34 protein-coding genes and 3 pseudogenes are annotated in these 22,697 nt (G+C 55.4%); 17 read left to right on the top strand and 20 right to left on the bottom strand.

The annotated features are described in order from the left end of the window. Positions 1 to 32 precede the first annotated feature (32 nt). Complete coding sequence (locus ACQ86N_RS13845) at positions 33 to 515, top strand: hypothetical protein (protein WP_431215650.1); 483 nt, start codon at positions 33 to 35, stop codon at positions 513 to 515. Here the strand turns inward: ACQ86N_RS13845 and ACQ86N_RS13840 are convergent. The 13 genes from ACQ86N_RS13840 to ACQ86N_RS13780 form a co-directional block, all read right to left on the bottom strand. Continuing rightward, a complete protein-coding gene (locus ACQ86N_RS13840; protein ID WP_431215649.1) occupies positions 480 to 1,913 on the bottom strand; it encodes an SPFH domain-containing protein in 1,434 nt (477 codons plus the stop codon). The genes ACQ86N_RS13845 and ACQ86N_RS13840 overlap by 36 nt on opposite strands. Continuing rightward, positions 1,886 to 2,392 (bottom strand): hypothetical protein, encoded by a 507-nt coding sequence (locus ACQ86N_RS13835; protein WP_431215648.1) that lies wholly within the window; start codon positions 2,390 to 2,392, stop codon positions 1,886 to 1,888. Before ACQ86N_RS13835 ends, ACQ86N_RS13840 begins: the two co-directional genes overlap by 28 nt. 157 nt (positions 2,393 to 2,549) lie before the next feature. After that, on the bottom strand, positions 2,550 to 2,708 hold the full coding sequence (locus tag ACQ86N_RS13830) for a hypothetical protein (protein ID WP_431215647.1): 159 nt from the start codon (positions 2,706 to 2,708) through the stop codon (positions 2,550 to 2,552). Further along, positions 2,705 to 3,049, bottom strand: a complete 345-nt coding sequence (locus ACQ86N_RS13825; RefSeq protein WP_431215646.1) for a hypothetical protein — start codon at positions 3,047 to 3,049, stop codon at positions 2,705 to 2,707. The genes ACQ86N_RS13830 and ACQ86N_RS13825 overlap by 4 nt, the downstream gene beginning before the upstream one ends. Positions 3,050 to 3,099: 50 nt before the next feature. Continuing rightward, positions 3,100 to 4,524, bottom strand: a complete 1,425-nt coding sequence (locus tag ACQ86N_RS13820) for a SusD/RagB family nutrient-binding outer membrane lipoprotein (protein ID WP_431215645.1) — start codon at positions 4,522 to 4,524, stop codon at positions 3,100 to 3,102. Positions 4,525 to 4,543: 19 nt separating this feature from the next. Continuing rightward, positions 4,544 to 4,825, bottom strand: a complete 282-nt coding sequence (locus ACQ86N_RS13815) for a hypothetical protein (protein ID WP_431215644.1) — start codon at positions 4,823 to 4,825, stop codon at positions 4,544 to 4,546. A gap of 40 nt (positions 4,826 to 4,865) precedes the next feature. Then, entirely contained in the window at positions 4,866 to 5,381 is a 516-nt protein-coding gene (locus ACQ86N_RS13810) for a hypothetical protein (protein ID WP_431215643.1), read from the bottom strand. After that, positions 5,378 to 5,812 (bottom strand): TonB-dependent receptor domain-containing protein, encoded by a 435-nt coding sequence (locus tag ACQ86N_RS13805; RefSeq protein ID WP_431217409.1) that lies wholly within the window; start codon positions 5,810 to 5,812, stop codon positions 5,378 to 5,380. The genes ACQ86N_RS13810 and ACQ86N_RS13805 overlap by 4 nt, the downstream gene beginning before the upstream one ends. Continuing rightward, a complete protein-coding gene (locus ACQ86N_RS13800) occupies positions 5,799 to 7,304 on the bottom strand; it encodes a TonB-dependent receptor plug domain-containing protein (RefSeq protein ID WP_431215642.1) in 1,506 nt (501 codons plus the stop codon). Before ACQ86N_RS13800 ends, ACQ86N_RS13805 begins: the two co-directional genes overlap by 14 nt. After that, positions 7,237 to 7,662, bottom strand: coding sequence for a carboxypeptidase-like regulatory domain-containing protein (locus tag ACQ86N_RS13795; RefSeq protein WP_431215641.1), 426 nt, complete (start codon positions 7,660 to 7,662; stop codon positions 7,237 to 7,239). The genes ACQ86N_RS13800 and ACQ86N_RS13795 overlap by 68 nt, the downstream gene beginning before the upstream one ends. Before the next feature lie 122 nt (positions 7,663 to 7,784). Continuing rightward, the gene (glgP, locus tag ACQ86N_RS13790) at positions 7,785 to 9,419 is read right to left on the bottom strand and encodes an alpha-glucan family phosphorylase (protein ID WP_431215640.1); all 1,635 of its coding nucleotides are present in this window, start codon (positions 9,417 to 9,419) and stop codon (positions 7,785 to 7,787) included. Positions 9,420 to 9,625: 206 nt separating this feature from the next. After that, positions 9,626 to 10,174 (bottom strand): hypothetical protein, encoded by a 549-nt coding sequence (locus tag ACQ86N_RS13785; RefSeq protein WP_431215639.1) that lies wholly within the window; start codon positions 10,172 to 10,174, stop codon positions 9,626 to 9,628. Next, the gene (locus tag ACQ86N_RS13780) at positions 10,089 to 10,619 is read right to left on the bottom strand and encodes a hypothetical protein (RefSeq protein WP_431215638.1); all 531 of its coding nucleotides are present in this window, start codon (positions 10,617 to 10,619) and stop codon (positions 10,089 to 10,091) included. The genes ACQ86N_RS13785 and ACQ86N_RS13780 overlap by 86 nt, the downstream gene beginning before the upstream one ends. A 191-nt stretch (positions 10,620 to 10,810) precedes the next feature. Here ACQ86N_RS13780 and ACQ86N_RS13775 point away from each other — a divergent pair, with 191 nt between their 5' ends. The 3 genes from ACQ86N_RS13775 (at position 10,811) to ACQ86N_RS13765 (ending at position 13,035) form a co-directional block, all read left to right on the top strand. Further along, positions 10,811 to 10,996: a metal-dependent transcriptional regulator gene (locus ACQ86N_RS13775; protein WP_431215637.1), complete on the top strand. Its 186-nt coding sequence runs from the start codon at positions 10,811 to 10,813 to the stop codon at positions 10,994 to 10,996. A 23-nt stretch (positions 10,997 to 11,019) separates the two neighbouring features. After that, positions 11,020 to 11,394 carry a metal-dependent transcriptional regulator gene (locus tag ACQ86N_RS13770; protein ID WP_431215636.1) on the top strand — a complete coding sequence of 125 codons (375 nt, stop codon included), beginning with the start codon at positions 11,020 to 11,022 and terminating at the stop codon, positions 11,392 to 11,394. Positions 11,395 to 11,457: 63 nt separating this feature from the next. Next, a complete protein-coding gene (locus tag ACQ86N_RS13765) occupies positions 11,458 to 13,035 on the top strand; it encodes an Nramp family divalent metal transporter (protein ID WP_431215635.1) in 1,578 nt (525 codons plus the stop codon). Here ACQ86N_RS13765 and ACQ86N_RS13760 read toward each other — a convergent pair. After that, positions 13,005 to 13,232 (bottom strand): hypothetical protein, encoded by a 228-nt coding sequence (locus ACQ86N_RS13760; RefSeq protein WP_431215634.1) that lies wholly within the window; start codon positions 13,230 to 13,232, stop codon positions 13,005 to 13,007. The genes ACQ86N_RS13765 and ACQ86N_RS13760 overlap by 31 nt on opposite strands. On the opposite strand from ACQ86N_RS13760, the gene ACQ86N_RS13755 reads away from it, so the two are divergent. Then, on the top strand, positions 13,162 to 13,344 hold the full coding sequence (locus tag ACQ86N_RS13755; RefSeq protein WP_431217408.1) for a universal stress protein: 183 nt from the start codon (positions 13,162 to 13,164) through the stop codon (positions 13,342 to 13,344). The genes ACQ86N_RS13760 and ACQ86N_RS13755 overlap by 71 nt on opposite strands. Before the next feature lie 89 nt (positions 13,345 to 13,433). On the opposite strand, the gene ACQ86N_RS13750 is transcribed toward ACQ86N_RS13755, so the two are convergent. After that, entirely contained in the window at positions 13,434 to 14,096 is a 663-nt protein-coding gene (locus ACQ86N_RS13750) for a Crp/Fnr family transcriptional regulator (RefSeq protein ID WP_431215633.1), read from the bottom strand. Beyond that, entirely contained in the window at positions 14,093 to 14,686 is a 594-nt protein-coding gene (locus ACQ86N_RS13745; RefSeq protein ID WP_431215632.1) for a Crp/Fnr family transcriptional regulator, read from the bottom strand. The genes ACQ86N_RS13750 and ACQ86N_RS13745 overlap by 4 nt, the downstream gene beginning before the upstream one ends. A gap of 171 nt (positions 14,687 to 14,857) precedes the next feature. On the opposite strand from ACQ86N_RS13745, the gene ACQ86N_RS13740 reads away from it, so the two are divergent. From ACQ86N_RS13740 to ACQ86N_RS13690, 11 genes and pseudogenes are all read left to right on the top strand, one after another. After that, a complete protein-coding gene (locus ACQ86N_RS13740; protein WP_431217407.1) occupies positions 14,858 to 15,256 on the top strand; it encodes an isocitrate/isopropylmalate family dehydrogenase in 399 nt (132 codons plus the stop codon). Between the two features lie 2 nt (positions 15,257 to 15,258). Continuing rightward, positions 15,259 to 16,119, top strand: coding sequence for an NADP-dependent isocitrate dehydrogenase (locus ACQ86N_RS13735; protein WP_431215631.1), 861 nt, complete (start codon positions 15,259 to 15,261; stop codon positions 16,117 to 16,119). A 222-nt stretch (positions 16,120 to 16,341) separates the two neighbouring features. Continuing rightward, a pseudogene (locus ACQ86N_RS13730) lies at positions 16,342 to 16,971 on the top strand (TonB-dependent receptor plug domain-containing protein); the annotation flags it as partial. Between the two features lie 28 nt (positions 16,972 to 16,999). Continuing rightward, the gene (locus ACQ86N_RS13725) at positions 17,000 to 17,200 is read left to right on the top strand and encodes a TonB-dependent receptor plug domain-containing protein (protein WP_431217406.1); all 201 of its coding nucleotides are present in this window, start codon (positions 17,000 to 17,002) and stop codon (positions 17,198 to 17,200) included. Positions 17,201 to 17,214: 14 nt separating this feature from the next. Next, complete coding sequence (locus ACQ86N_RS13720) at positions 17,215 to 17,367, top strand: hypothetical protein (protein ID WP_431215630.1); 153 nt, start codon at positions 17,215 to 17,217, stop codon at positions 17,365 to 17,367. A gap of 42 nt (positions 17,368 to 17,409) precedes the next feature. Next, positions 17,410 to 18,564, top strand: coding sequence for a hypothetical protein (locus ACQ86N_RS13715; protein WP_431215629.1), 1,155 nt, complete (start codon positions 17,410 to 17,412; stop codon positions 18,562 to 18,564). Then, a complete protein-coding gene (locus tag ACQ86N_RS13710) occupies positions 18,458 to 18,973 on the top strand; it encodes a TonB-dependent receptor domain-containing protein (RefSeq protein ID WP_431217405.1) in 516 nt (171 codons plus the stop codon). The genes ACQ86N_RS13715 and ACQ86N_RS13710 overlap by 107 nt, the downstream gene beginning before the upstream one ends. Before the next feature lie 211 nt (positions 18,974 to 19,184). Next, positions 19,185 to 19,595, top strand: a complete 411-nt coding sequence (locus ACQ86N_RS13705; RefSeq protein WP_431215628.1) for a hypothetical protein — start codon at positions 19,185 to 19,187, stop codon at positions 19,593 to 19,595. Positions 19,596 to 19,685: 90 nt separating this feature from the next. After that, a pseudogene (locus ACQ86N_RS13700) lies at positions 19,686 to 20,108 on the top strand (RagB/SusD family nutrient uptake outer membrane protein); the annotation flags it as partial. Positions 20,109 to 20,379: 271 nt separating this feature from the next. Then, the gene (locus ACQ86N_RS13695) at positions 20,380 to 20,838 is read left to right on the top strand and encodes a RagB/SusD family nutrient uptake outer membrane protein (protein ID WP_431215627.1); all 459 of its coding nucleotides are present in this window, start codon (positions 20,380 to 20,382) and stop codon (positions 20,836 to 20,838) included. Beyond that, positions 20,835 to 21,038 carry a hypothetical protein gene (locus tag ACQ86N_RS13690; RefSeq protein WP_431217404.1) on the top strand — a complete coding sequence of 68 codons (204 nt, stop codon included), beginning with the start codon at positions 20,835 to 20,837 and terminating at the stop codon, positions 21,036 to 21,038. Before ACQ86N_RS13695 ends, ACQ86N_RS13690 begins: the two co-directional genes overlap by 4 nt. Positions 21,039 to 21,180: 142 nt before the next feature. On the opposite strand, the gene mobA is transcribed toward ACQ86N_RS13690, so the two are convergent. The 3 genes and pseudogenes from mobA to ACQ86N_RS13675 form a co-directional block, all read right to left on the bottom strand. Next, a complete protein-coding gene (gene mobA, locus ACQ86N_RS13685) occupies positions 21,181 to 21,663 on the bottom strand; it encodes a molybdenum cofactor guanylyltransferase (protein ID WP_431215626.1) in 483 nt (160 codons plus the stop codon). A 2-nt stretch (positions 21,664 to 21,665) separates the two neighbouring features. Then, the gene (locus ACQ86N_RS13680) at positions 21,666 to 21,947 is read right to left on the bottom strand and encodes a SelT/SelW/SelH family protein (protein WP_431215625.1); all 282 of its coding nucleotides are present in this window, start codon (positions 21,945 to 21,947) and stop codon (positions 21,666 to 21,668) included. Next, positions 21,944 to 22,264 (bottom strand): annotated as a pseudogene (locus ACQ86N_RS13675) (molybdenum cofactor biosynthesis protein MoaE); the annotation flags it as partial. The pseudogene ACQ86N_RS13675 and the gene ACQ86N_RS13680, both read right to left, overlap by 4 nt. Before the next feature lie 41 nt (positions 22,265 to 22,305). Between ACQ86N_RS13675 and ACQ86N_RS13670 the strand changes: the two are divergent. Further along, a complete protein-coding gene (locus ACQ86N_RS13670; protein WP_431215624.1) occupies positions 22,306 to 22,476 on the top strand; it encodes a hypothetical protein in 171 nt (56 codons plus the stop codon). Here the strand turns inward: ACQ86N_RS13670 and ACQ86N_RS13665 are convergent. Beyond that, a complete protein-coding gene (locus tag ACQ86N_RS13665) occupies positions 22,451 to 22,684 on the bottom strand; it encodes a MoaD/ThiS family protein (protein ID WP_431215623.1) in 234 nt (77 codons plus the stop codon). The two genes, ACQ86N_RS13670 and ACQ86N_RS13665, sit on opposite strands and share 26 nt — an antisense overlap. Between the last annotated feature and the right edge of the window lie 13 nt (positions 22,685 to 22,697).

Raw genomic sequence — 22,697 nt, 5'->3', positions numbered from 1 at the left:
ATCGGAAAATTGAGGCTGGAAAATACGGCATTTTGGTGGTAAATTGGGGCATGCTAAAGACCTTCCTCCTGCCAGTGATCCTTACCCTTTGCCGTTTTCCCCAGGACGTCCGGGTGGTCACCTACTCCAACGGCAGGACGAGCTCAAAAGACTATGAAAGCCTTGCTTTTTGGATCAAGAGCAACCAGCGGGCCTATGTCCGGTACGCTCACGGTACCGACGACGAGATCGACATCGGCTGGGGCGGACCGGATTCGTCCGGCGGCAAGAAAGGTTTCCGGCTAAGGGGACCGGCCGATACGCTCAACTGGGTACTAATAGCACAGGGCAACGCTATACGGCTCACCGACCGAAGGGGCCGGCAAAAGAACTACGCTGGGAGAACGAAGGCGGCCCATCCCCCGACAGCGTTTGTAATATCTGCGCCAAAAACGAAAGCCAGGCAATGGCCTGGCTTCAGAAATATTTCTTTCGGTAGTCTATTCTTTTCTGTCGTGATCCGCCTTCTTTCGTAGCTGTTCCAGCAACTGCAGGCCCAGCAATCCGCTGATCGGACTACCAGCTTCACCGTTGCCGCCGATAAGGATATCGGGCATGATCTTGATCTTCTGTTCGCCGATGGATTCCATCACCTTCAGCTGGGTAAAGTTGTCACCGCCCATCGCCTCGACGGCGAGCTTATAGGATTCGGCGGAGGACTTACCGATGGCGAGAATTTTCTCCGCCTCGGCGTTACCCGTCAGTGAGATCTTTTCGGCGTCGGCCTTCGCCAGCCATTCGATCTTCTCGGCGTCCGCCTTTGCAAGCAGTCTCGTCTTCTCCGCTTCGCCACTGGCCAGCAGCTTGAGCCGGTCGGCTTCGGCGTTGGCCTGCAGGCGAACGCTGTTGGCGTCACCGGTGGCTTTCTTCACCGCCGCGTCGGCAATACGCTCTGCAATCAGTACGCCCTGGTCGGCCTTGACGATCTCTTTCTGGATGTCGGCAATCGCCGTCTCCTTCTCGAGGCTCTGGCGCGTCTCCTGCGCCTTCATCTGCGTATCATAGGTGACCTTCTGCTCCTCCGCGATCTTACGGTCGGTCAGCGTCTTCATCAGGCTCTCGGGCGGGACGATATCTCCGATAAGGGTGTCCACGCCGTGAACGTTGTATTGCTCGAGCACCTGGCCGATATGTTCCCTGGCAGCAGCCTGTCTTTCCTTACGGGCGCCGAGGAAGGAGATGACGTCGCTGTCCTGCGCCGAGTTACGGAAATAGTTGCCGATAGTGGGTTCCAGCACCTGGCTTACGAGATTGACCATGTTCCCGAAACGCGCGATCACTTTGGGCGCCTCGGTGTTGGGAATATGGATGATCTGCGCGACGTCGAGGTTGAAGGGGAAGCCGTCCTTGCTTCGCACCGTGATCGTAGACAGATTCTTGTCCAGCTGGTGCGCCTCGCTGCGCGCGCTGGCCCAGTTGAGGACGAGGTTGGTAGTCGGCACCATCTCGACCTTCAGGATAAAGGGGTTGATCGGATATTTCCCCGGACCCAGCGGTTCCGCCCATACGCCCTTGTTGCCGCGGGCAACGATATTGCCGTGTTTGAATTCCACGCCGCTGAGGTCTTCGCCGTCGGAGCCGACAAAGGAGATGACCACGCCCACATAACCGATGGGGATCTCGGTCATCTTGACCATATCCACCTTGAGGAACCAGGGGTTGAAGAAATAAGAACCCGCGAGTATCACCTGTTCCTGCAGACCCTTGTACCCTCCATTGGAAAGGAACAGGTCCGCGTCCTGGAATTTATTGTGCTCGCCGATGATCCGGCCGGCGATCTGTCCTTCATCCAGAGGACGGCCTTCGAGCGTCGTGACGATGCCCACGGCATTGTCCGGAACGCTGATCATATCGGCCGTCTCGACTTCAAACAAAAAAGTGTTGATACGATATGAACCGGGTGTGATGATCGCCGTCTGCCGGCCCTTTCGGCCGCCATTCCGCAAAAAGCCTCGGCGTCCTGGAAAGAGTCACAGGGTACCTTTCGGGCGAGTATGGCGCCCGTATCCAGCTCGCCGCCGTCGCGGGCGAGCACGAGACCGATCTTACCGGTGGGGATGACCGTAAAGGGTTCGAATTTGATCACATACTGCCAGAACCATTTGCCGAAATAGACGCCGGGCGCCAGGGTCTGCGCCTGAAATCCGGCCTCGCCGTTGGTAGCGATGATACGCCCTTCGGGCAGGGACTGGCGGCCTACGAGTACAAATTTCTTGGTTACGAGACCGATGCGGTCCTCGGGCACGATAATAACGCCAAAGAAGACGCGGAGGATAAGACGGTAAAGAATAGCGCAGAGTACCGGAATACCGATGATCAATATCCACTTGATCATCATCGAAGAAGAGTCCATGTTATAGAAGTTTAGGTTTTAGCTGGTCCGAATATAATCTACCGGATCGATCCCGCAAAGTTTGTACACGCCGGAATGTCCCGCTACAGAAATGAGGATGAACGGCAAAAAAAGGCCACCCCGAGATGGAGCGGCCTGATATACTGACTCAAGATAATCAATTGACGACCAACACTCTTGTCGGTGTCGGATAGACGATACTGCCGTCGTCCAGCGTGATCCGGAAATAAAATCGATTGACGAGCTCGGTATTCAGCTTGAATGCTTCCTTGGGATAAACGCTATGATATGCGCTCAGCGAGGTCTTGAACGTCACCGAGTTTCCGCTGCCGGGAATGACGGGCACCGGAAAAATCCCGTCGTACCCGTGCTCTGAATCGCCGCATAACTCGAAGAAGTCGCTACTTTGGTGATCTCCCTGATCGTTCGGCCGGTAGTCGAAGCAAGGACCATATTCACGGTGATGCTGCTGTCTCCGTTGACGCTGGCGGTCACCGTTGGATCGGGGCGAAAGCCAACCGCGTTCTGCACGCTGATCGGCACGTCGCCTCCGTTGTAGGCCGAGTAGTTGGGACCGAATCCATTTTGTTTCGAACAGGAGCATAGCAGGGCCATCGACAGGGCGAAGGCCGGCATTCTTTTTATCATATTGATCATATATAGTATCGTTTAGAATAGTTATTGTTTGGCCCACCAGAGTTTGACGTCTACCAGGGTCTCGGGTTCGGCGCGTTGGGGTTGGTCGACTGTTCCGTATTGGTGTAAGGAAGTCGGGTAGGTATTACCGTTGGATCGTCGCCGCCCGGATTGTTCGGCAGCGCAAGGACGGGGTATCCTGTGCGGCGATAGTCGTCAAATACTTCGATGCCGTTGCCGATCCACGCGATATATTTCTGGGTGATGATCTGCCTGCGCATGTCCTCGGTGGTGCCGGAAAGCGTTACGACCGAGGGGTTGGCCGCAAAATAGGCGGCGATATCCGTCGAGGACATGCCGACCTTTGTCATCGAGGCCTTGATACCCGCCTGATAGTAGGCATTGGGGTCGCCCGGCGTGCCGAGGACCAGCGCCGCCTCGGCAAGGATGAACTGCGCCTGGAAATTCGTCAGCAGACGAATCGGTGCGTTGCCCGTCACTCCGATCAGATAGGTGCCATACTGCGAACGGCTGGTGACCGCCGGGGCCACGGCATTGCTGCCGTTGTCGAATCCCACGAATGCGCCGTTGGGCTTGGTAAAGAACTTCGCCAGCCGCAGGGTATCGTTGAGGCCGTTCATGAGGGTGAGGAGACGGAGGCTCAGCATCTGGTCTCCCGTACGGTTGATATAGTTGAAATTGTAGATAGGGTTCTGGTTGCCGGTACCCGACCCAAACGGCACCTCGAAATCAAGGCTGTTGTCGTTGATAAAGTTGTTGCCCGTCAGCACGGTGCTGATCACCGACTTTGCCAGCGTCGGATTGGTATTGGTCAGCATGATAGCAAATTTCAGCAGCAGCGTATTCCCCATCCTCTTCCATTTGGTAAGGTCGCCGCCGTAGACGATATCGTCGGTCTTGGGTTTGAAAAAACTGGGCTTGTCGAGGTCGGCCATTCCGCTGGCGACAAGGTCGAAAAGGCTGCGGATACCCAAAGAAGAATTACCCTGATAGATGTCCTGAACTTTGTCGAACCGGGGGTACAGGAAAGTCGACGGCTGCCCCGCACGGGAATAAGGGACGTCCCCCCATATATCCGTCGCAAGAGAAAAGGCATAGGCCATCTGCAGTTTGGCGATCCCCGAGTAGACCGGACTGGAAACCGAGTCGAGGTTGATCAGCGTTTGACAGTTGTTGATGCTTCCTCCGTAGATCTCGCCGTTCCACTGGTTGTCGAAGGCGCCGCTGAAATTGTAGACGTCATAGCCCTGGGTCTGATTGGCCACCCCGGCGATATGCTGCATGATCGCAGACGTCGCGCGGTCCAGGTCATTGCTGTTGGCGAAGGCGATCCCGATGGTTGTCGTCGGCAGCAGCACGGTCGACGGCACCGTCTGTGGGTTGTTTGGACTGGTATTGACGTTGAGGTATTTTTTGCAGGAGCCGAGCAGCAGACCCGCCGGCAGCAGTAAAATGAATATTTTTTTATAACGCATGTTCTGAATTTTGAAGTTATTACAGGGATACTTTCAGGTTTGCACCGATGGTTCTCGCATTGGGTGCGCCCTGCAGGTCGAGTCCGCGGATATTGCCCGCGCCCTGCGTATTGATCTCGGGGTCGAAGAAGGTATTCGGCGCAACATGAAAGATGTTGTTCGCAAACACGGATATGCGGATATAGTTGATATGCCAGCTCTTTATCAGACGCGAGGGAAGATCATAGCCCAGCGACAATTCCCGCATGCGGAAAACGGTTGCGTCGTAGACGTTGAACTCGCTCTGCAGGCCGCCCATCACGCCCCAGTAGGTCTGGGCCGGTATCTGGATATTGTTCTTGCTATACTTCCCTCCGGAGAAGATCTCGCCGGGCAGGATCCAGGGGCTGCTCGCGGTCTTTTGTCGTCTCTATCCAGGCGCCGCGCGATTTGTACGAGGCTGCGGTGAAGGATAGTATCTGTCCCCCTTTTACAAAGTCGAAGGTGAAGCCCAGATTGAAACCCTTATAGCGGAATGTATTGGTAATACCCGCCGTATAGTCGGGGTTAGGATTGGACAGCACCTGGTTGGCGATGGTGGTGGCATAGACGCCGGTGTTGGGATTGATGAGACGGGCGCCCGTGGCGCTGTCGCGCGGGATAAGGCCGCCGATGATCACGCCGTAGGGCTGCCCCACCTTGATCGAAGGTATCGAGCCGATAAAGGCGCTGCCGGGAATGCCAAAGCTGGTGATGCCCGGGGCGATCGATGTGACCTTGTTGACGATCTTCGTGAAATTGGCGGAGATATCCCATTTGAAGTTGGGACTGGAGATGGGTGTCACAGTCACCAGCAGTTCGACTCCCTTGTTGGTCATCCTGCCGGCGTTGACCGTCTTTGTCTGATTGCCGGTCGAAGGGGAATACCCACGTTGAAGATCTGGCTTGTGCTGATGGTGTTGAAATATGCAGCGTCGACGGAGACTCTGTTCTTCCAGAAACCGAGGTTGAGGCCCGCCTCATACGAAGTGGTAAATTCGGGGGCCAGCGTCGAGTCGGCTATATTGGAATTGAGCGTAAATCCGGGGACAGAACCATAGGGGAAATTGAAGTTGGCCACGTTGTTGCCATAGCTGGCTTTGACAAATGTATTGGAGAGCAGGTAGGGCGGCGCGTCGGACCCGACCCTCGCGTAGCTCGCCCGCAGCTTGCCATAGCTGAGGATATCGGACTGTACCTTGAAAGCGTCGGTAAATACGAACCCGGCGTTGACGGAAGGATAAAAGAAGGTGTTCTTAAAAGCAGGCAGGGTCGAGCTCTGGTCGACACGGCCGGTCAGTTCCGAGGAACAGGTAGTTGCTGTAGGCGAAGGACAACTGTCCGTAGTATCCCAGCAGGCGCTGCAGGTTCGTAACCTCTGTGGAGCCGATGTTGAAATTCGCGCCTGTGCTGACGTTGAAGAATCCCGGTATGGAGATCTGGTCGGCCTGTACCGTCACCGTCTGGCTGCGGCGCTGGTTGATGTTCTGACCCAGCAGTGCCGAAACGCTGAGGTCTTTTATGAACATGTCGTTCTTGTGCGCGGTGATGATCAGGTCGCCGTTGAGCTCGCTGCGGAAGATGGTGCTTTCGAGGTCCTGTCCGGCGGGTACGCGGGCGGAGGTGATGGCAAACACCTGTTTGCGGCGGTCGGTGTATGCGTCTATACCCAACCGGTAGTTGACATTCAGCCAGGGCGTAAGGTCATATCCCAGATTGACGCTGCCCAGGGTGCGCGTCAGATTGCTGGTCAGCGGGTCGTTGTAGGCGTCGAAATACGGATTGTCCTGGCCGGTGATGGGCCAGTTATTGGAACCGTCGGGGTTTTGATAGGTATGCTTCCTCTTAAAGCCTGTGAGGTCGATGCTGCGCGCCAGGCCCAGTACCACGGCCAGCGCACTGGCGCCGTTGCCGCCAAGGATACCGTTCTGCAGCGTATTGGTAAAAGTAATGGAGCCGCCGAGATGTATCTTGTTGCGAAATACCGTGTTGCCGCCGAATTTCACGTCGGCCCGCTTCAGCGAAGTATTGGGCAGGATCCCGTTCTGTGTCAGATAGCCTCCGGACAGGGTGAAGTTTTGTTTGGCGTCGCCTCCGCTGATGAGCAGACTATTGTCCGAGATTTTCCCGGTCTGCCAGAAATCATTGATATTGTCCGGATAGGCCTGATAGGGCACGGGCTGTCCGCCGACCAGAAGGCCGTTGGCCGCCGTCGGAGTGGTGCCGAATTTTGGCCCCCACGAGTTGCCGGAGATCGGGTTGTATACGCCATTGGTGCCCTGGCCGTACTGGTTCTGTGTTTTGGGAAGGCCTTCCGCGTTCTGCTGGCTGTATGAAGAGCTGGCGATGATCTCGGTCCGGCCGCCCATACCGCCCTTTTTCGTAGTAATGACGATTGCTCCTGCTGCGGCACGCGAACCATAAAGAACGGCCGCGGCAGGGCCTTTGAGGATGTTGACGGACTCGACATTGTTGAGGTCGATGTCCAGTGCGCGGTTGGCGGGCTGATTGTCGCCGAGGGTCCCGTTGGGGCCGCCGTTGGTACGGTCCACGTCATTGCTGATGGGGATTCCGTCTACGACGAACAGCGGCTGGTTGCTGCGGGTGAAGGACGTGATACCGCGGATATTGATATTGACCGACGCGCCCGCGCTGCCGCTGGCGCCGGTGATATTTACCCCGGAAACTTTGCCTTCAAGGGCGTTTACGAGATTGACCGAACCTTTGTCGGCCAGTTGGTCCCCCCAGCCGCTGCGTGGCATAACCCGGGGACCGCTTGTCGCGCACGATGCCGAGGGACGTGACCACGACCTCCGACAGGGTCTTGTCGGCGGTCGCGAGGGAGACGGTGAGCGCCGCGCGGCCCGTCACGTCCACATCCTGAGCGGTCATGCCGATGGCCGAGATAACGAGTGTCTTCGTGGCGGATGGAATAGTAATGGAGAAGCTACCGTCAGTCTGCGAGCTGGTGCCCGTCTTTGACCCCTTTACCAGAACGGTGGCATTGGGGATGGGTTTTCCTTCAGGGTCGAGGATTTTTCCGGTGATCGTTCGGTTTTGTGCAAGAAGACTCGCAGATAGCAATAGCATGCTACCTGCCAAAAGCAGAAGTTTTCTCATGTGAGTAGTTTTGGTTAATTATGTTTCCGTAGCTAAATATAACCTAAACCCCCGCGAGATTTTAGCAAGCTCCTACTACTAATTTCCGGAGTGAATTACTAATAAAACCGACGAGTAAGTATTTACTTGTATAGCAACTCGTAGTATTCGTGCGCCATCCGACCGGCGTCGAACTGGTACCGGACGTCGCGCATACCGTTCTTTGCGATCTGGCGCCAGGTGTCGTATTTATCGTAATAGACCGGCAGTATTTCGTGCTGAAGTATATGGTATAGCTTCTCGAAATCGTAGTCGTCCTGCTGCTCGACGTGCATGTTGGCGTAGTCAGCTTTAGGCACGACAAAGCCGTTGTTGCCGTGGTTGATGAATTCGGGTATCCATCCGTCGTCGGTAGAGAAATTGACGGCGCCGTTCATGGCCGCGGTCATTCCACTGGTACCGGAAGCCTCGCGCGGTACGCGGGGATTGTTGAGCCAGCAGTCAGCCGCCTGTTTGAGCCGCTTGGACAGGGACATCTCATAGCCGATGACCACGGCGACGTTCTTATAGTTCTTGCTGAGGTGGACGAGGTGATTGAATTCGTTGATCGCGGGATAGTCCATTGGGTAAGGCTTCCCTGCCCAGATGATCTGTACGGGATATTTGGTATCGTTCACCAGCTGGTTGAACCTGTCCATATCCCTTGTAAGGAAGCTCGCGCGTTTATAGCCGGCAAAACGACGCGCCCATACGATGGTGAAGACATTTTGATCGAAGACCTTACCTGTCTGGTCGGCCACGATCTCGAAGCTTCTTTTCTTCATGTATTTCTTGCGGTCGTCCCACCAGTAGTCGTTGCCTTCTTCCATTTTCCGGTAGAGTTCTTTGTCGGCCCAGTAGCGCCAGTTCTGTGCGTTGGTGATCGAGATGATGGGACAGATGTCTTTGTACTTGCTCCACATGGCGCGGGAGACGTTGCCGTGCAGCTGGGACACGCCGTTGGCGAGATGCGCGAAGCGCAGCGCCACCAGCGAGTGATTGAATGCATCGTCTTCCAGACCGGTGAGCTTCCTGACCTCCTCGACCGAGAGGCCGCAGAAATAGCTCATCTTATGACAGAGATAGATGTCGTGTTTCTCGTTGCCGGCCTCTTCGGGGGTATGCGTGGTGAATACCATCCGTTTGCGAACCTCTTCGAGATTGTGGTTGTATTTCTTGTAGAGCCAGAACGCGCTGCTGATGGCGTGAGCCTCGTTGAGATGATAGAGGTCGGGCTTAAAGCCGAGTTCGTCGACCAGCTGCGCCCCTCCTACCCCGAGCAGGATGAACTGCGCTACCTTGGTCGCGACGTTGGCGTCATACAGGCGGTGGGTGATGGTCTGCGAAACATAGTCGTTCTCGGGCAGGTCCGTGCTCATCAGAAAGAGAGGCGCGCTTTTGAAGGTTTCGGGGTTGAGATAAAAGACTTTGACCCAGACGGGATGGTCGTGAATGGTCACCTGAAACTTGATCCCCGTATCTTCGAGAAAGCTGTATTGTTTTTCCATCCAGGTGACCTGGAGGGTCTGGTCCTGGTTGCGGGCCTGGTCATAGTAGCCATATTTCCACAGGATCCCTATATTGATCATGTTCTGACGCAATTCGTACGCGCTGCGCAGGTGCGAACCTGCCAGGAAGCCAAGACCGCCGCTGTAGATCTTCAAAGGCTGGTGCACGGCAAATTCCATCGAAAAATAAGCGACCTTTTTCGAATACTGATCGTCCACAGCGTAAGGCACAACATAATTTTTGAAACTCATAACAAATCCAAATATTAATTAATCTATATGTAAAAACTACGCAATGTTAAATCGCGGGAAAAAATTGTCCAAAAATATTATTTTTTCCCGTTATATCTCTGATGTCTGAACCGACTCCATCGGTTAACGCAATATCTCTTTAGCAATTGTCCGTAGGGGGTTTGATAACTTCCAGGGCTTTCTTATCAGGCCTTATTGGTCCTGACCGCCTGTTTGGATGCAGGCTTGGCTGGCGGTCTGGTCTCCCCTTTGCGGCGTTCGAAAAAGCCCTCAAAAAAACATTTGATGTCCCGGTGGACGCCGCAGCCGCCCAGTTCTTTCAGCGTGACTCCGGTCACGCCAAAACTAAATTCGATCGCACAAGGGTCGGAATAGGACTTATAGCGGGCAACACCGGGTGATACGAATTTGGCCTCGCCTTTCAGCTCGCCGTTGCAGGTCGCGTCGTCCTTTTCGAAGTGCACAAAGAACAGGATCCGGGTAGCGTCCCTGCCATCGCGGATGGCGACGATATTCCGTTTGTTCTGTGCATAGTCGCCGGAGAACTTATGCCTGCGGGGAAGGGTGTCGATGGGATTAAAGATCGGGGGTATTTTGGGTTTGGAATCGTTGGACTCCGTCAGGATGAGCACAAAGCCGCTCTCTTCACTAAAGATATAGGCGTCCCGCTTGTATAGCAGCTCGCCGTTGACCTTTCGCTGATGGGAGACCGTGAGTGTATACTTGTTGTCCATTCCCGCCAGTGCCCGTGACCCCGGGTTCGTTGTCGGAGTAGAGGACCGGTCTGGCGGCGGAGAAATGGTTGTTTTTGTCGAAACAAAGGACATAGAGTACCCGCCTGTCCTTTGTCGTACCCTTTACGAACAGGTAGGTCTCCTGTTTAGGCACCTTGATCTTGCCTACGGCATAGAGACGGGGATGGGCCTCTTTTCCAAACCAGTGCGTCAGCACAGAGTCGGGAATAAGACGCGAAAAGAGCTTGTTGTTGATGACAGACGCAGCAGGCTCTTTATGCCGGAATATCGTATCGGTGACCTGATAGGGTAATTTGAGGGGAGAGACCAGTTCCAGGAACTCGGGGATGCCAACCTCCTCATCGTTCTCAGCCAGGGACGCCTTTTTGCTTTTGCACGAGAAGAATAACACCAACAAGACGATCGGCAACAGGTATTTATTCATAGCACCATGTTTCGGAACCCTTCCGGTTCCGGCTCTAAAAGTAAACATTCAGGGCAAAGATTGGGCCGGGGTGGGTGTTTTTTTCCAAAAATTTAATTTAGATTTGTCTAAATTTATTTTTCGACTAAACTCAACTGGGCGGAGCCCTGTCAACAAACTATCAAAACCGGACACGGTCCGGTAAAAAAGATATGATATCGGTCAGTAAAGAGAACCATCTCAAAGCCATCTTTCACCTGCAGCAGGAGAAAGGGCTCGTTACGACCAACGAGCTGGCGGCGGCCCTGCAGACCCGTCCGGCGTCCGTAACGGACATGCTAAAAAGCTCAAAGACCAGAAGCTGCTCATCTACGAGCGGTATAAGGGTTTCAAGCTGAGCGGCGAGGGGAAAAAGGCCGCGGTGCAGATCATCCGTAAGCACCGGCTCTGGGAGTTCTTCCCGGTGGAAAAGCTGCAGTTTGGCTGGGAGGAAGTGCACGAGATCGCAGAAGAACTGGAACATATCAGCAGCAAGAAGCTGGTCGACCGGCTGGACGCCTTCCTCGGTCATCCCGATACCGATCCTCACGGCGATCCCATCCCCGACAGTCAGGGGCGCATTCAAACCCGGCGGCAGATCTGTCTGGCCGAGCTGCCCCTCAACAAGGAGGTTCAGGTTTCGGGTATCGCCACGCAGACCTCGGAGATGCTGGAGATACTGCAGCACAATCATATCCGGCTGGGCACCCGGCTCGAGATAAAAAGAAATTTCCTTTTGACGAATCGCTGGAAGTGAAGATCCGTAACCGGGCTCCGGTGACGATCAGCGCCCAGCTGGCAAAAAATGTACTGGTAAAAGATGACGAACCACTGGCAGAAAAACGTTAGCCTCAGCGAGGTGCACGGCACCATCGATACCACCACCCGGAAAGGTCCCTGGTGGAGACAGCTTTTTGTATTCTTCGGGCCGGCCTATCTCGTTAGCGTGGGCTATATGGACCCCGGCAACTGGGCGACCGACCTTGCGGGTGGCAGCCGGTTTGGTTATTCCCTCATCTGGGTACTGCTGATGAGCAATGGCATCGCCATCCTGCTGCAAAACCTTTCGGCGCGTCTTGGCATCGTCCGCGGACGGGACCTGGCCCAGGCCAACCGGGAAGTGTATCCGGCCTTTATCAATATTCCCTTGTATGTTCTTGCAGAGATCGCCATCGCCGCCTGTGACCTGGCCGAAGTCCTCGGTATGGCCATCGGCATTCAGCTACTGACCGGCCTTCCGCTGGTGTACGGCGTATGTATAACCGTGCTGGACACCTTTCTGCTGTTATTTCTGCAGCGGCTGGGTATGCGCCGGATGGAGGCCTTTGTCATAGGCCTGATCGCCGTGGTGGGAGGCTCCTTTCTCGTGGAGATCCTGCTGGCCCGGCCGGCGCTGAAAGACATCGCCACGGGATTTGTCCCCAGGCTACAGGGCAAGGAAGCGCTCTATATCGCTATCGGCATCATCGGCGCGACGGTTATGCCCCACAATCTCTACCTCCACTCCGCGCTGGTCCAGACCCGCAAGATCAAACCGGGCGCCGAACACGTGCGCAAGGCCCTAAAGATCAACTTTCTCGACAGCGCCGTCGCCCTCAACCTCGCCTTTCTGGTGAACGCCGCGATCCTGATACTGGCGGCTACCGTCTTTTTCAAAACGGGCAATACGAACGTCGCGTCCATACGCGATGCCTACCGCCTGCTGCCGATGCTGGGAACGCAGATGGCGCCCAAACTTTTCGCCATCGCCCTGATCGCGGCCGGTCAGAGCTCGACGCTAACCGGCACTCTCGCGGGACAGATCGTCATGGAAGGCTATCTGCAGCTGCGGATCAACCCCTGGGTGCGGAGGCTGCTGACCCGGCTGCTGGCGATCATACCCGCCGTCGTCGTCATCCTGATCTTCGGAGAGAATGAAGTGGACAATCTGCTGGTGCTGAGCCAGGTCTTCCTCAGCGTCCAGCTCGGTTTCGCCGTCATCCCGCTGATACATTTCGTCAGCGATCGGAGTACCATGGGAGAGTTTACCGCGAGCCCCGTGATCCGAACACTGGCCTGGGCAGCCGCGGCGCTGCTCGTCTACCTCAATGTGAAGCTGGTGATAGAAGAGGCGGCGCCCTTTATGGCGGCGCCGGGCCACGACGTCCTGAAAATACTGGTCGCCCTGGCCGCGCTCGGGGCCATTCTCCTGCTGACCTATATCACCCTGCATCCCTGGATCGCCCGCCGCATCCGGCACTCGCAGCTGCTGCGCGTACACCCGCAGGCCGACAGCTGGAATGACTGGTCGGCGCCGAGCTTCCGTCATATCGCCATCGCCCTGGACTTTAGCGAACACGACCAGAAGCTGCTGGCCTATGCCGTAGGTCAGGTGGCAGCTCCGCCCGGTACCTGCTGATCCACGTGGTGGAGAGCGCCTCGGCCCGCATGCTGGGGAAAGAAAGCGACGACTTCGAGACGCGACAAGACCAGCAGCGCCCGGACCAGTACCAGCTGCTGCTGCAGCAGAGAGGTATCCAGACGCATACGGCGCTCGGCTTCCGCCACCGCAGCCGAGGAGATAGCCCGGCTGGCAAAGGAACAGGGCGCGGACATGCTCGTGATCGGCTCGCATGGACACCGCGGGCTAAAAGATTTTATCTATGGGGAGACGGTGAATGCAGTGAGGCATGAACTGAAGATACCGGTCCTTGTCGTTAGCCTTTAAGGCTAACGACAAAAAATCGTTGGCCCCGAGAACGTCGTCGGAGCTGCTTCGCCACGCTCCTCCTTGTTCGTAACCTTCGCTTCGCTCGGTTATGCCTTCGGCATCGGTACAGAACAGCCATTGTCCCTCTCTAAGTAACTTACTCCTTCTTCCCTATCAGGTGTTTCAGCCGGCTGAAAGTCTCTGGTTTGATATTCAGAAAAGAGGCGAGATATTTCTGGGGTACCCGCTGCATCATCTGGGGATGCGTGCTGACATAGTCCAGAAAGCGCTCGCGCGTGCTTTTGTTCAGCTGATCGAAATACCGCCGGTCCTTCCTGACAAAAAGCTCGGAGATCACGCAGGCGGCCCATCCGCTCGAAAGCAGGGAATTTTTCATACAGCTCCTGCAGGCTGTCGTAGGAGATGGAAAATAAGACCGTGGGTTCGATCGTCTCGACGACCGACCGGGAAGGCAGCCGGTTGTGAAAGGACAGCTCCGAATGGATGATATGCCCTTCGGTCGCCAGCTGAATGGTGACCTCTTCGTTGTTGCGCAGCGGCAGGAATTTACGCGCGAGTCCGCGCGCAACGATGTTCAGGTATCGTTCGGTCTCGCCTTCGCGGATCACTTTGACCTTTTTGTCGAATTCCCTGATCTCGATAAAGGGCAGCAGCTGCATAAATTCCGCCTTCGTCAGCGGAGAATAGCCGGAAAGATAGTGGTGCAGCCTCTCGAGAGCGGTCTTATGAAAATTGTTGCTCCTGGTCATGGCTGGAAGGTTTTGGTCACGCCCGGACGTTTTCTGAGGAGGTGTTTCAGGCGGCTGAAGGTCTCGGGTTTCATATTGAGATAGGAGGCCAGATATTTCTGGGGCACCCGCTGCAGTAAGTCGGGATTGTTCTCCACAAAACGGAGGAAACGCTCCTTTGTATCCAGCCGCATACACTCCAGCTCCCACTCTTCTTTTTGCAATACAAACTGGGTAGTGATGAGCCGGCCCAGCCGCTCCACCGAAGAACTCTGCTGATAGAGGCCGTCGAGGTGTTCCCGGGTTATGGACAGCATTGTAGCAGGCTCGAGCGTCTCGATAAAATAGCAGGACGGGTCTCCTGACAGAAAGGAGGCGGACGAGCTGACCAGTTCACCTTCCTTTGCAATATTGGTGATCACTTCCGTCCTCCCCTTTATGAAATACATCCGCGCCAGCCCCCTGACCAAAAAGTTCATATACTGCTCGACATCTCCGACACTGACCAGTTGCTGACGCCTGTCAAAGCTTCTGACCACGATCTTTTCCGCCAAAAAAGTAAATTCTTCGTTGGTTAGTGCTACGTATCTCGACACATATTGGCGTAACATGTCTAACATAGGTGCCACAAACATACAAAAAAACCATGCTGCCGGGGAGTGAAATCTGGTCATTATCCCTTACGTTTGTAAGTTTTTGAAAGTAAACAAGCAGAAATATGGCCAAAAAAATCAAAGTAGCAAATCCGGTAGTTGAACTGGATGGGGATGAAATGACCGAGGATTATCTGGAAATTTATTAAAGACAAGCTGATCCTGCCTTATCTCGACATTGACATTAAATACTATGATCTGGGTGTCGAATACCGCGATCAGACGGACGACCAGGTAACGATCGACGCAGCCAATGCCATCAAACAATACGGCGTGGGCATCAAGTGCGCCACGATCACTCCCGACGAAGCACGGGTAAAAGAATTCAACCTGAAGCAAATGTGGAAGAGCCCCAACGGGACGATCCGCAATATTCTGGACGGTACGGTCTTCCGCGAGCCGATCGTCATGCAAAATGTGCCCCGCACTGGTCACCAACTGGACGGCCCCTATCATCGTTGGCCGTCACGCCTTCGGCGACCAGTATCGCGCTACGGATACCGTCATCAAGGGCAAGGAGCAAGCTGACCATGACCTTCACACCCGAAGACGGCAGTGCACCCCAGACATTTGAAGTTTTCAATTTCAAGGGTGACGGCGTTGCGCTGTCCATGTACAATACGGACGAGTCCATCAAGGGCTTTGCAAGGAGCTGCTTCAATATGGCGCTCAGCAAAAAATGGCCGCTTTACCTGTCTACGAAGAATACGATCCTGAAGAAATACGACGGCCGTTTCAAAGACATCTTCGAAGAGATCTACAAGGCCGAGTTCAAACAGAAATTCGAAGCGGCGGGGATAGTATACGAACACCGCCTGATCGATGACATGGTCGCCAGCGCGCTGAAATGGAACGGCAATTTCGTCTGGGCCTGCAAGAATTATGACGGCGACGTACAGAGCGATTCTGTAGCGCAGGGCTTCGGCTCTCTGGGTCTGATGACCTCGGTGCTGATCACCCCCGACGGGAAGATAATGGAAGCGGAGGCGGCACACGGCACCGTAACGCGACACTACCGCGACCACCAGGCCGGCAAGCCCAGCTCTACCAATCCCATCGCCAGCATCTTCGCATGGACCCGCGGTCTCGCATTCCGCGGAAAGCTCGACGGCAACCAGGACCTGATCGACTTCGCCAATGCGCTGGAAGCGGTCTGTATCAGAAACCGTCGAAGGCGGCAAGATGACGAAGGATCTGGCGATCTGCGTTCACGGCAACAAGGTAGAGCACGGCAAGCATTTTTTGTATACGGAAGAGTTCCTCGACGCGATCGACCAGAACCTCCAGAAAGAGCTGAAGTAGACCGCCATTTTTTTAGAATATTCAAAAAAAGCCCCCGCATTTTAACTGCGGGGGCTTTTTTAGCGTTATTTAGCGAAGATTTTTTTTGATTAATTAAATTCTTACATTCGCTATACTTTCATTGTTAACTAACCAAAACACCACTACACATGGCACAGCTGCTCCGATCGCTGGCTACTTATCCATTTCATGGACCGCCTCCTCCCCCATCATCAACATACTGATTTAACGACTTGACCGGTAAAACGGCATAACGACATTTGTTGTAGCCCACGCTAACAGTCGCACGCGTGCATTGGACCCTCCAATACATGCGCGGACACCTTTTCTCTATTCCTTCAAATCAAAACACTATCAACATGCGAAAACTGCTATTAATTGCAGGACTGTTTTTGCTTTCCGTGCACCTGTTCGCCCAGCAGCGTACAGTCACGGGAAGGGTCACCGATGAAAAAGGCGGCCCCGTCTTTGGGGTCAGCATCACGATCAAAGGCACTAAAGCCGGAACCTCGTCGGCATCGGACGGGGGATTCAGCATCGTGGTGCCCGCCGGCGCCAAAGGCTGGTCGTCTCCGGGATCGGCCTCGAAACCCAGGGAGCTCGACCTGGCAGGTCTTTCTACGGCGAATGTCGTCATGAAGCCCGCCAACAAGAACCTCGAAGAAGTGCTTGTAGTCGGCTATGGCGTCAAGGCTGTAAGGGAGAACACCGGCGCCATATCGAAAGTCAAAGGCGAAAAGATCGTTAACGACCCCGTCGTTTCTGTCGATCAGGCGCTCGCAGGAAAGGTCGCCGGCGTACAGATCTCGCTGGGCAGCGGCGTTCTTGCCGACCGCACCGCCATCCGCGTGCGCGGTATCAACTCGATCTCTTCCGGCTCGCAGCCCCTGGTCGTCATCGACGGGATTCCCCAGAACGCCAACTCCTACAACCTGAACGGCTTCAACAGCGGCAACGGTACCCGGTTCGATCCCCTGCAGCTGCTCGGATCCCAACGATATCGAGTCCATCGATGTCCTGAAAGACGCCGGCGCCGCATCCATTTACGGCAGTCGCGCCAGCAATGGCGTGATCATGATCACCACCAAGAAAGGCCGTAAAGGAACGACTAAGGTATCGGTCGATTCCAAGACGGGCTGGGCCACTTACGAAAGCTGCCTTCCCTGCTGAATGCAGACCAGTTCATGACCATAACGAACGAAAAAGGCTCCAACCGTTTTGGCGCCGGATCTCCCGCCGCAAGCATGGCCAAGGCCAGCGACGTCAACGGAGACGGGCAGAACGACAATACCAACTGGATGGACGTGATCTATCGTACCGGGCCAGTCCTACGATAATTCGATCTCCTTCTCCGGCGGCGCGGACGAAGCTGTCGGTATATGGATCGAGGAAGATACCTGACCCGGGAGGGCATCACCATCGGCAACAAGCTGACCTCGGGACAGGGACGACTGAACATGGACTTCACTCCAAAGACATGGTTCAAGTCCGGGATCCAGCTGAGCTTCGCCAGAACCCTTAACCAGGGCGTACTAACGGACGCTTATATCGCCGGTACGACGATCTCCGGCTGGCAGTCCGAGCCCAATGTATCACCCTATGACCCCAAGAATGCCACGGGCTATAACCTGACGGCCAACGGTCTGCTGGGCAATGGCAACAACGTGACCACGATTGGCGGCGTCAACTATCTGCCAGGCGCTTCCTACTACGTGAATGTCCTGCCTCAGATCAAGCTGCAGCGGAATAACAACACAGCGACGGACGTGCGCGCCAATATTTATGGAACGATCACTCCGATCGCAGGCCTTAGCCTGACCTCGAAATTCGGGACGCAGTATATCACCAACTTCGAAGACCAGTACAGCTCTCCGCTTGTCAACGGTCTGGGCTATTCCTACGGTGGTCTGCTCGAGGAACAACGCCGGGAGTTCGACCAGTGGGTATGGCAGAACTACGCCAACTATGACAAAACCATCGCCGGCGTACACAAGATCGGCCTGATCGCGGGTACGGAATACCAGCGGAACAAGTCCTTCACACAGTACACCGGGGCCAACAACTTCACGGACCCCTTCTTCGATCATATCGTCGACGGCGCCTATACGAACACGCTGCCCGGTACGACGACCATCCTCGACAATACGGGCGGCAATCTTAGCTCCAACGGCCTGATCTCTTATTTCGGCCGCGTGAATTATTCGTTCGCCGGGAAGTACTTTATCGAGGGTTCCTTCCGCAGGGACGGCTATTCCGCGTTCGGTACCAACTACCAGTTCGGTAATTTCCCCAGCGTAAGCGCCGGATGGGAAATAACAAAGGAGAACTTCGTCCAGAGCCTTACCTGGCTGAATTACTTAAAGCTCCGCGGCAAGCTACGGCACGGTGGGGAACTCCTCGATCGTCGGCGACTTCGCTGCGCGTACGCTGTATGGCGGTGCTGCTTACACCAGCCTCAACGGCCTCGGTATCACACAGGCCGGCAACCCCAACCTGAGATGGGAAAGCGCGAAAAAGACCGATATCGGATTTGACGCAACGGTGATGAAGGGCAGGCTCAACGTGACGGTCGACTATTTCAACAACAAGATCGACCAGCTCATCCTTTCCGCTCCGACGCTGTATACGGTCGGTATACCCAGCTCCAGCATCGCCACGAATGTCGGCGGGATGTATAACAGGGGTATCGAGCTGACGGTCGGAAGCACGATTGTATCCACGAAGGATTTTACCTGGACCACGTCTATCAATTTTACGCGCATCTGGAACAAGGTGACAGGACTGGTGCCCTCCAACAACAATGCGGACATTGTGTTTGGTCAATCGGTGGCCAGCGTCGGCAAAAGGCTGGGTACTTTCTATCTGCCCAACTGGGCCGGTGTAGGACGCGCAAACTGGCAACCCGCGCTGGTTCGGCAAGGATGGCAGCGTCAAGCAGTATAACTATGGCGCTACGGGAACTCAGATCTGGACGGACGAAAAGGGCAAACCTACGTCGGCGCTTAGCGGTTCGGACTTTGTCTATCAGTCGAGAGCGGGCCTGCCCACCTATTATGGCGGTTGGGACAATACCTTCAGCTATAAGGGCTTCGACCTGAATGTCTCGATCTCCTATTCCGGCGGCAACTACATCTACAACAGCTCGAAAGCCGGTATGATGACCAACCAGTTCAGCAACAATTTCACGGATATCCTGAACAGGTGGACGACTGTCGGACAGATCACCAATGTTCCTAAACTCTGGCTGGGCAGCGACAATACCGGCAATCAGGCTTCTACGCGCTGGCTCGAGAAGGGTGATTTCATCCGATTCAGGACGATCACCGTCGGATACAATGTTCCCAAAAAACTGCTGACCACTATCGGCTTTGAAAACATCCGCGTCTATGCCCAGGCATTCAACCCGTTCGTGATCACCAGATATTCCGGTCTGGACCCCGAGGTAAGCACGGCTGGTACGATACAGAATACCTCCACCAACAATGGTAATATTCAGGTAGGTGTAGACTCCCGCGCTACGCCCCAGCCGAGGATCTTTACTGTCGGCGTAAATCTGGGTTTCTAAATATTAAATTCAGCAAAAAATGAAAATTAAAAATATCGTATTCAGTTGTTTTCTCGCCGGCGCCGTTCTACCGGCCTGTAAAAGTCAGATCTGTTCAAGGACCCGCAGAACGCCATCTCCGCGGACCAGGCATTCAGCACGCCCGACCGGATCGAGAAATCCTCCGTCGGTATGTATGACGCGCTGCAGAATTCCAACTTTTTTGGCGGCCGCGTCCTGATCTATGCCGATATCCGCGGTCTCGACGCTATCCCGAGCAACTATTTCGGCAATATGGGGTTTTATAGCAGCGCCAACTCCAGCGACGGCACCATCGGCGCCGCCTGGCAGGGCGCCTACAGGACGATCTATCAGGCCAATCTTTTCCTGGCAGGTTTTACTCCGAAGGCGAGTCTGGTGTCCGCGGACAAAGGCAATCAGTATATCGGTGAAGCCAAATTCATCCGGTCTCTGGTATACTTTTATCTGGTCAATCTCTGGGCACAGCCTTATAACTTTACGGCAGACGCGTCACACCCCGGTGTGCCGTTGGTCCTGACTGCCGCGGCGGATCCGCTTTTCTCCTTCCAACGCTATCCCCCGCGCGTCTGTAAAGGACGTATATGCGCAGATGGAAACGGACCTGCTGGATGCGGAAGCAAAGTTGCCGGCACCGGGAGGGGACGCCTTCACCAATGTAGCACGGGCTACCAAAGGGCGCGAGCAAGAGCGCTGCTGATGCGTCTCTACCTCTATAAAGAGCGACTGGGCGAAGGCCAATCAATACGCGGATGCGGTGATCGGTATGAGCAAGTATGCGCTGAATGCCAACAATCCGATCGCTGTCTTCCGTCCGCCCTACACCACGACGGAATCCATTTTCTCCGTAGCCATGAGCGGCGCCGACAACCCCAATACCAACAATTCCCTCGGCCAGCACTACGGTCCCAGGGCAAGGGGCGATATTTCGATCAGCACCGACTTTATCAACCTGATGGACACGACGGTCGACCGCAGGTATCGCGGCTTCGGCGGGGATTCGCTGATGGAGATCTCCAACAAGGCCTACTGGACGAGGAAATATACGGGTCTTACGACCGACTTCGTTCCGGCACTGCGCTATGCGGAAGTGATCCTGTCCAAGGCCGAAGCCCTGGCCAAACTGGCCAACGGCACGGTCGACGCGAATGCTGTCTCCCTGGTCAACCAGATCAGGACCAGAGCAAACGCGGCGCCTATCGCCCCCTCACGCAGCAGGACCTGATCAATCTTATCATCAGAGAAAGAAGGATCGAGCTGGCCTTCGAGGGTCAGGGCTCGCTGGAATTCGAGCGCAACAAGATGGACCTGCCCGCGCACAGCACGGTACCCCTGCAGGCATGGGGTTCCAACTACCGGGTGCTGCCCATCCCGAAATACGATACGGACAAGAACCCGAGCCTTAAACAGAACGATGGTTATTGATCCATGTTGATAGTGCTAACCGGCCGGCTCTTCTGAGCCGGCCTTTTATTTGGGGAGCGTATTGTAGTTGTTGAAGGCCGGGCCGCCGGCCGCAGCCAGCCGCATGGTCCGTCCCGAGCGCAGCAGACTCTGCAGGCGCCCATCAGCCGGCGCCCCTGCCCTGCCGAGCCCGGCAGCCGTGTATATCGCGCCAAAAAGGCTGAAGCCAGGCGCCTTCCTCGTAGGCATAGAATTCATAGTCGCCGCCCTGGCGATAGCGGGCGATCAGACTTTCCAGTGTTGTCATATCCATATCCAGCATATCGCAGGCGAGCAGAACGATGTCGCGGTCCGGATAGCAGCGGTGCGCAGTGAAAAGGCCGTTCAGCGGTCCGGCAAGACTGGTCGAGTCGAAGACCATCTGCTCTTCGGAGAGAATGGCGCTGTAGGCGATGCGCTGGCCCGAATTGACGGAATATACGACGGGAATACCCAGCCGGGTCATCTTCTCTCCCATCTGCAGCGCCCACGGAACGCCGTCTTTCAGCATGAGGCCCTTGTCCCGACCCATCCGCCGGCTTTCGCCGCCGCAGAGCACGAGGCCGAGCAGCTTGCGGAGTGCATCATCCTTTGGTATAACGGGCATGACTAAGGTGTTTTATCGGAATGTCCCAGACTCTTTTCGGGGTTGACCCTGTCCCGGACCAGTTGCTTCAGCTCTTTGGTCTCTGGGAACCGGCCTTCCTTGCGGCGGTCGAAAAGGACGTCTCCGTCGATGGTGACGATGAAGGTGCCGGCCAGCGTCGCCGGCTGGAGGGTTACGGCGTGGATATCGGTCGTAAAGGTGGTGAGCAGTTCCTGAGCAATATACGCGGCTCTGAGCATCCAGCCGCACTGCGGACAGTATTCGATCGTGATAGTGGGCTTCATGGACGTTGGTCGGTCTCGTAAATATGTTTATGAATGTCTCCGGTCACGGAGTGACAGTTGCAGTTATTGCCCCATTCCTTCGTTCCGTCGGCGTAGTGCTCGCACTTCCAGATGGGGGCTTCGTGTTTGATACGGTCGATGATGTGGCGGTTGGCGGCGTAGGCTTCGCTTCTGTGGGCCGAGGCCGTGATGACGACGACGGCGCTGTCGCCGGCGGCCACCTTTCCGACGCGGTGCTGGGCTATGGCAATATGCAGTTGCCATTTCGTGCGGGCTTCTTCCAGAATTTCCCCGATCAGCTTTTCCGCCATCGGCGCATAGGCCTCTGTATTCGAGACCCAGAACGGCCTGCCCCCTGTTGCTGTTGCGGACCTCGCCGCTGAACAGGACGACGGCGCCCGCGCACTGGATGGTGCGCGCCGGCGAGGAGCCCCACGACGTCCAGCGGGTCGGCGGAAAGGGCGGGGATGAGATCCCGCGGACTGGCTGCACGGGGCATGCCGCTAACCTCCGCTGCTGGGGGGTATGATGACGACGGTGTCATGCGAATTAAGTTTGAAATTCTTATCGATAAACCCTTCTTCGACGGCAAAACGGCAGGTGGACAACAGCGGCCCTGCATTGCCGTTGATCTTTACCAGGACGGCCCTCAACTCGTCTGTATTGGCTATTTCTTCCCCGAGCTCGAATTCCGGCTGAAAATAGTCCTTCAGGCCCGCGTAGACGTGAATTTTCATGCTTTTTTGTTTT

The organism is Puia sp. P3 (assembly GCF_050632245.1).
In the GTDB taxonomy this organism is placed as follows: Bacteria; Bacteroidota; Bacteroidia; order Chitinophagales; family Chitinophagaceae; genus Puia.
The sequence above is the reverse complement of the archived record's forward strand: the minus strand, read 5'-3'. Positions and strand labels throughout refer to the sequence as shown.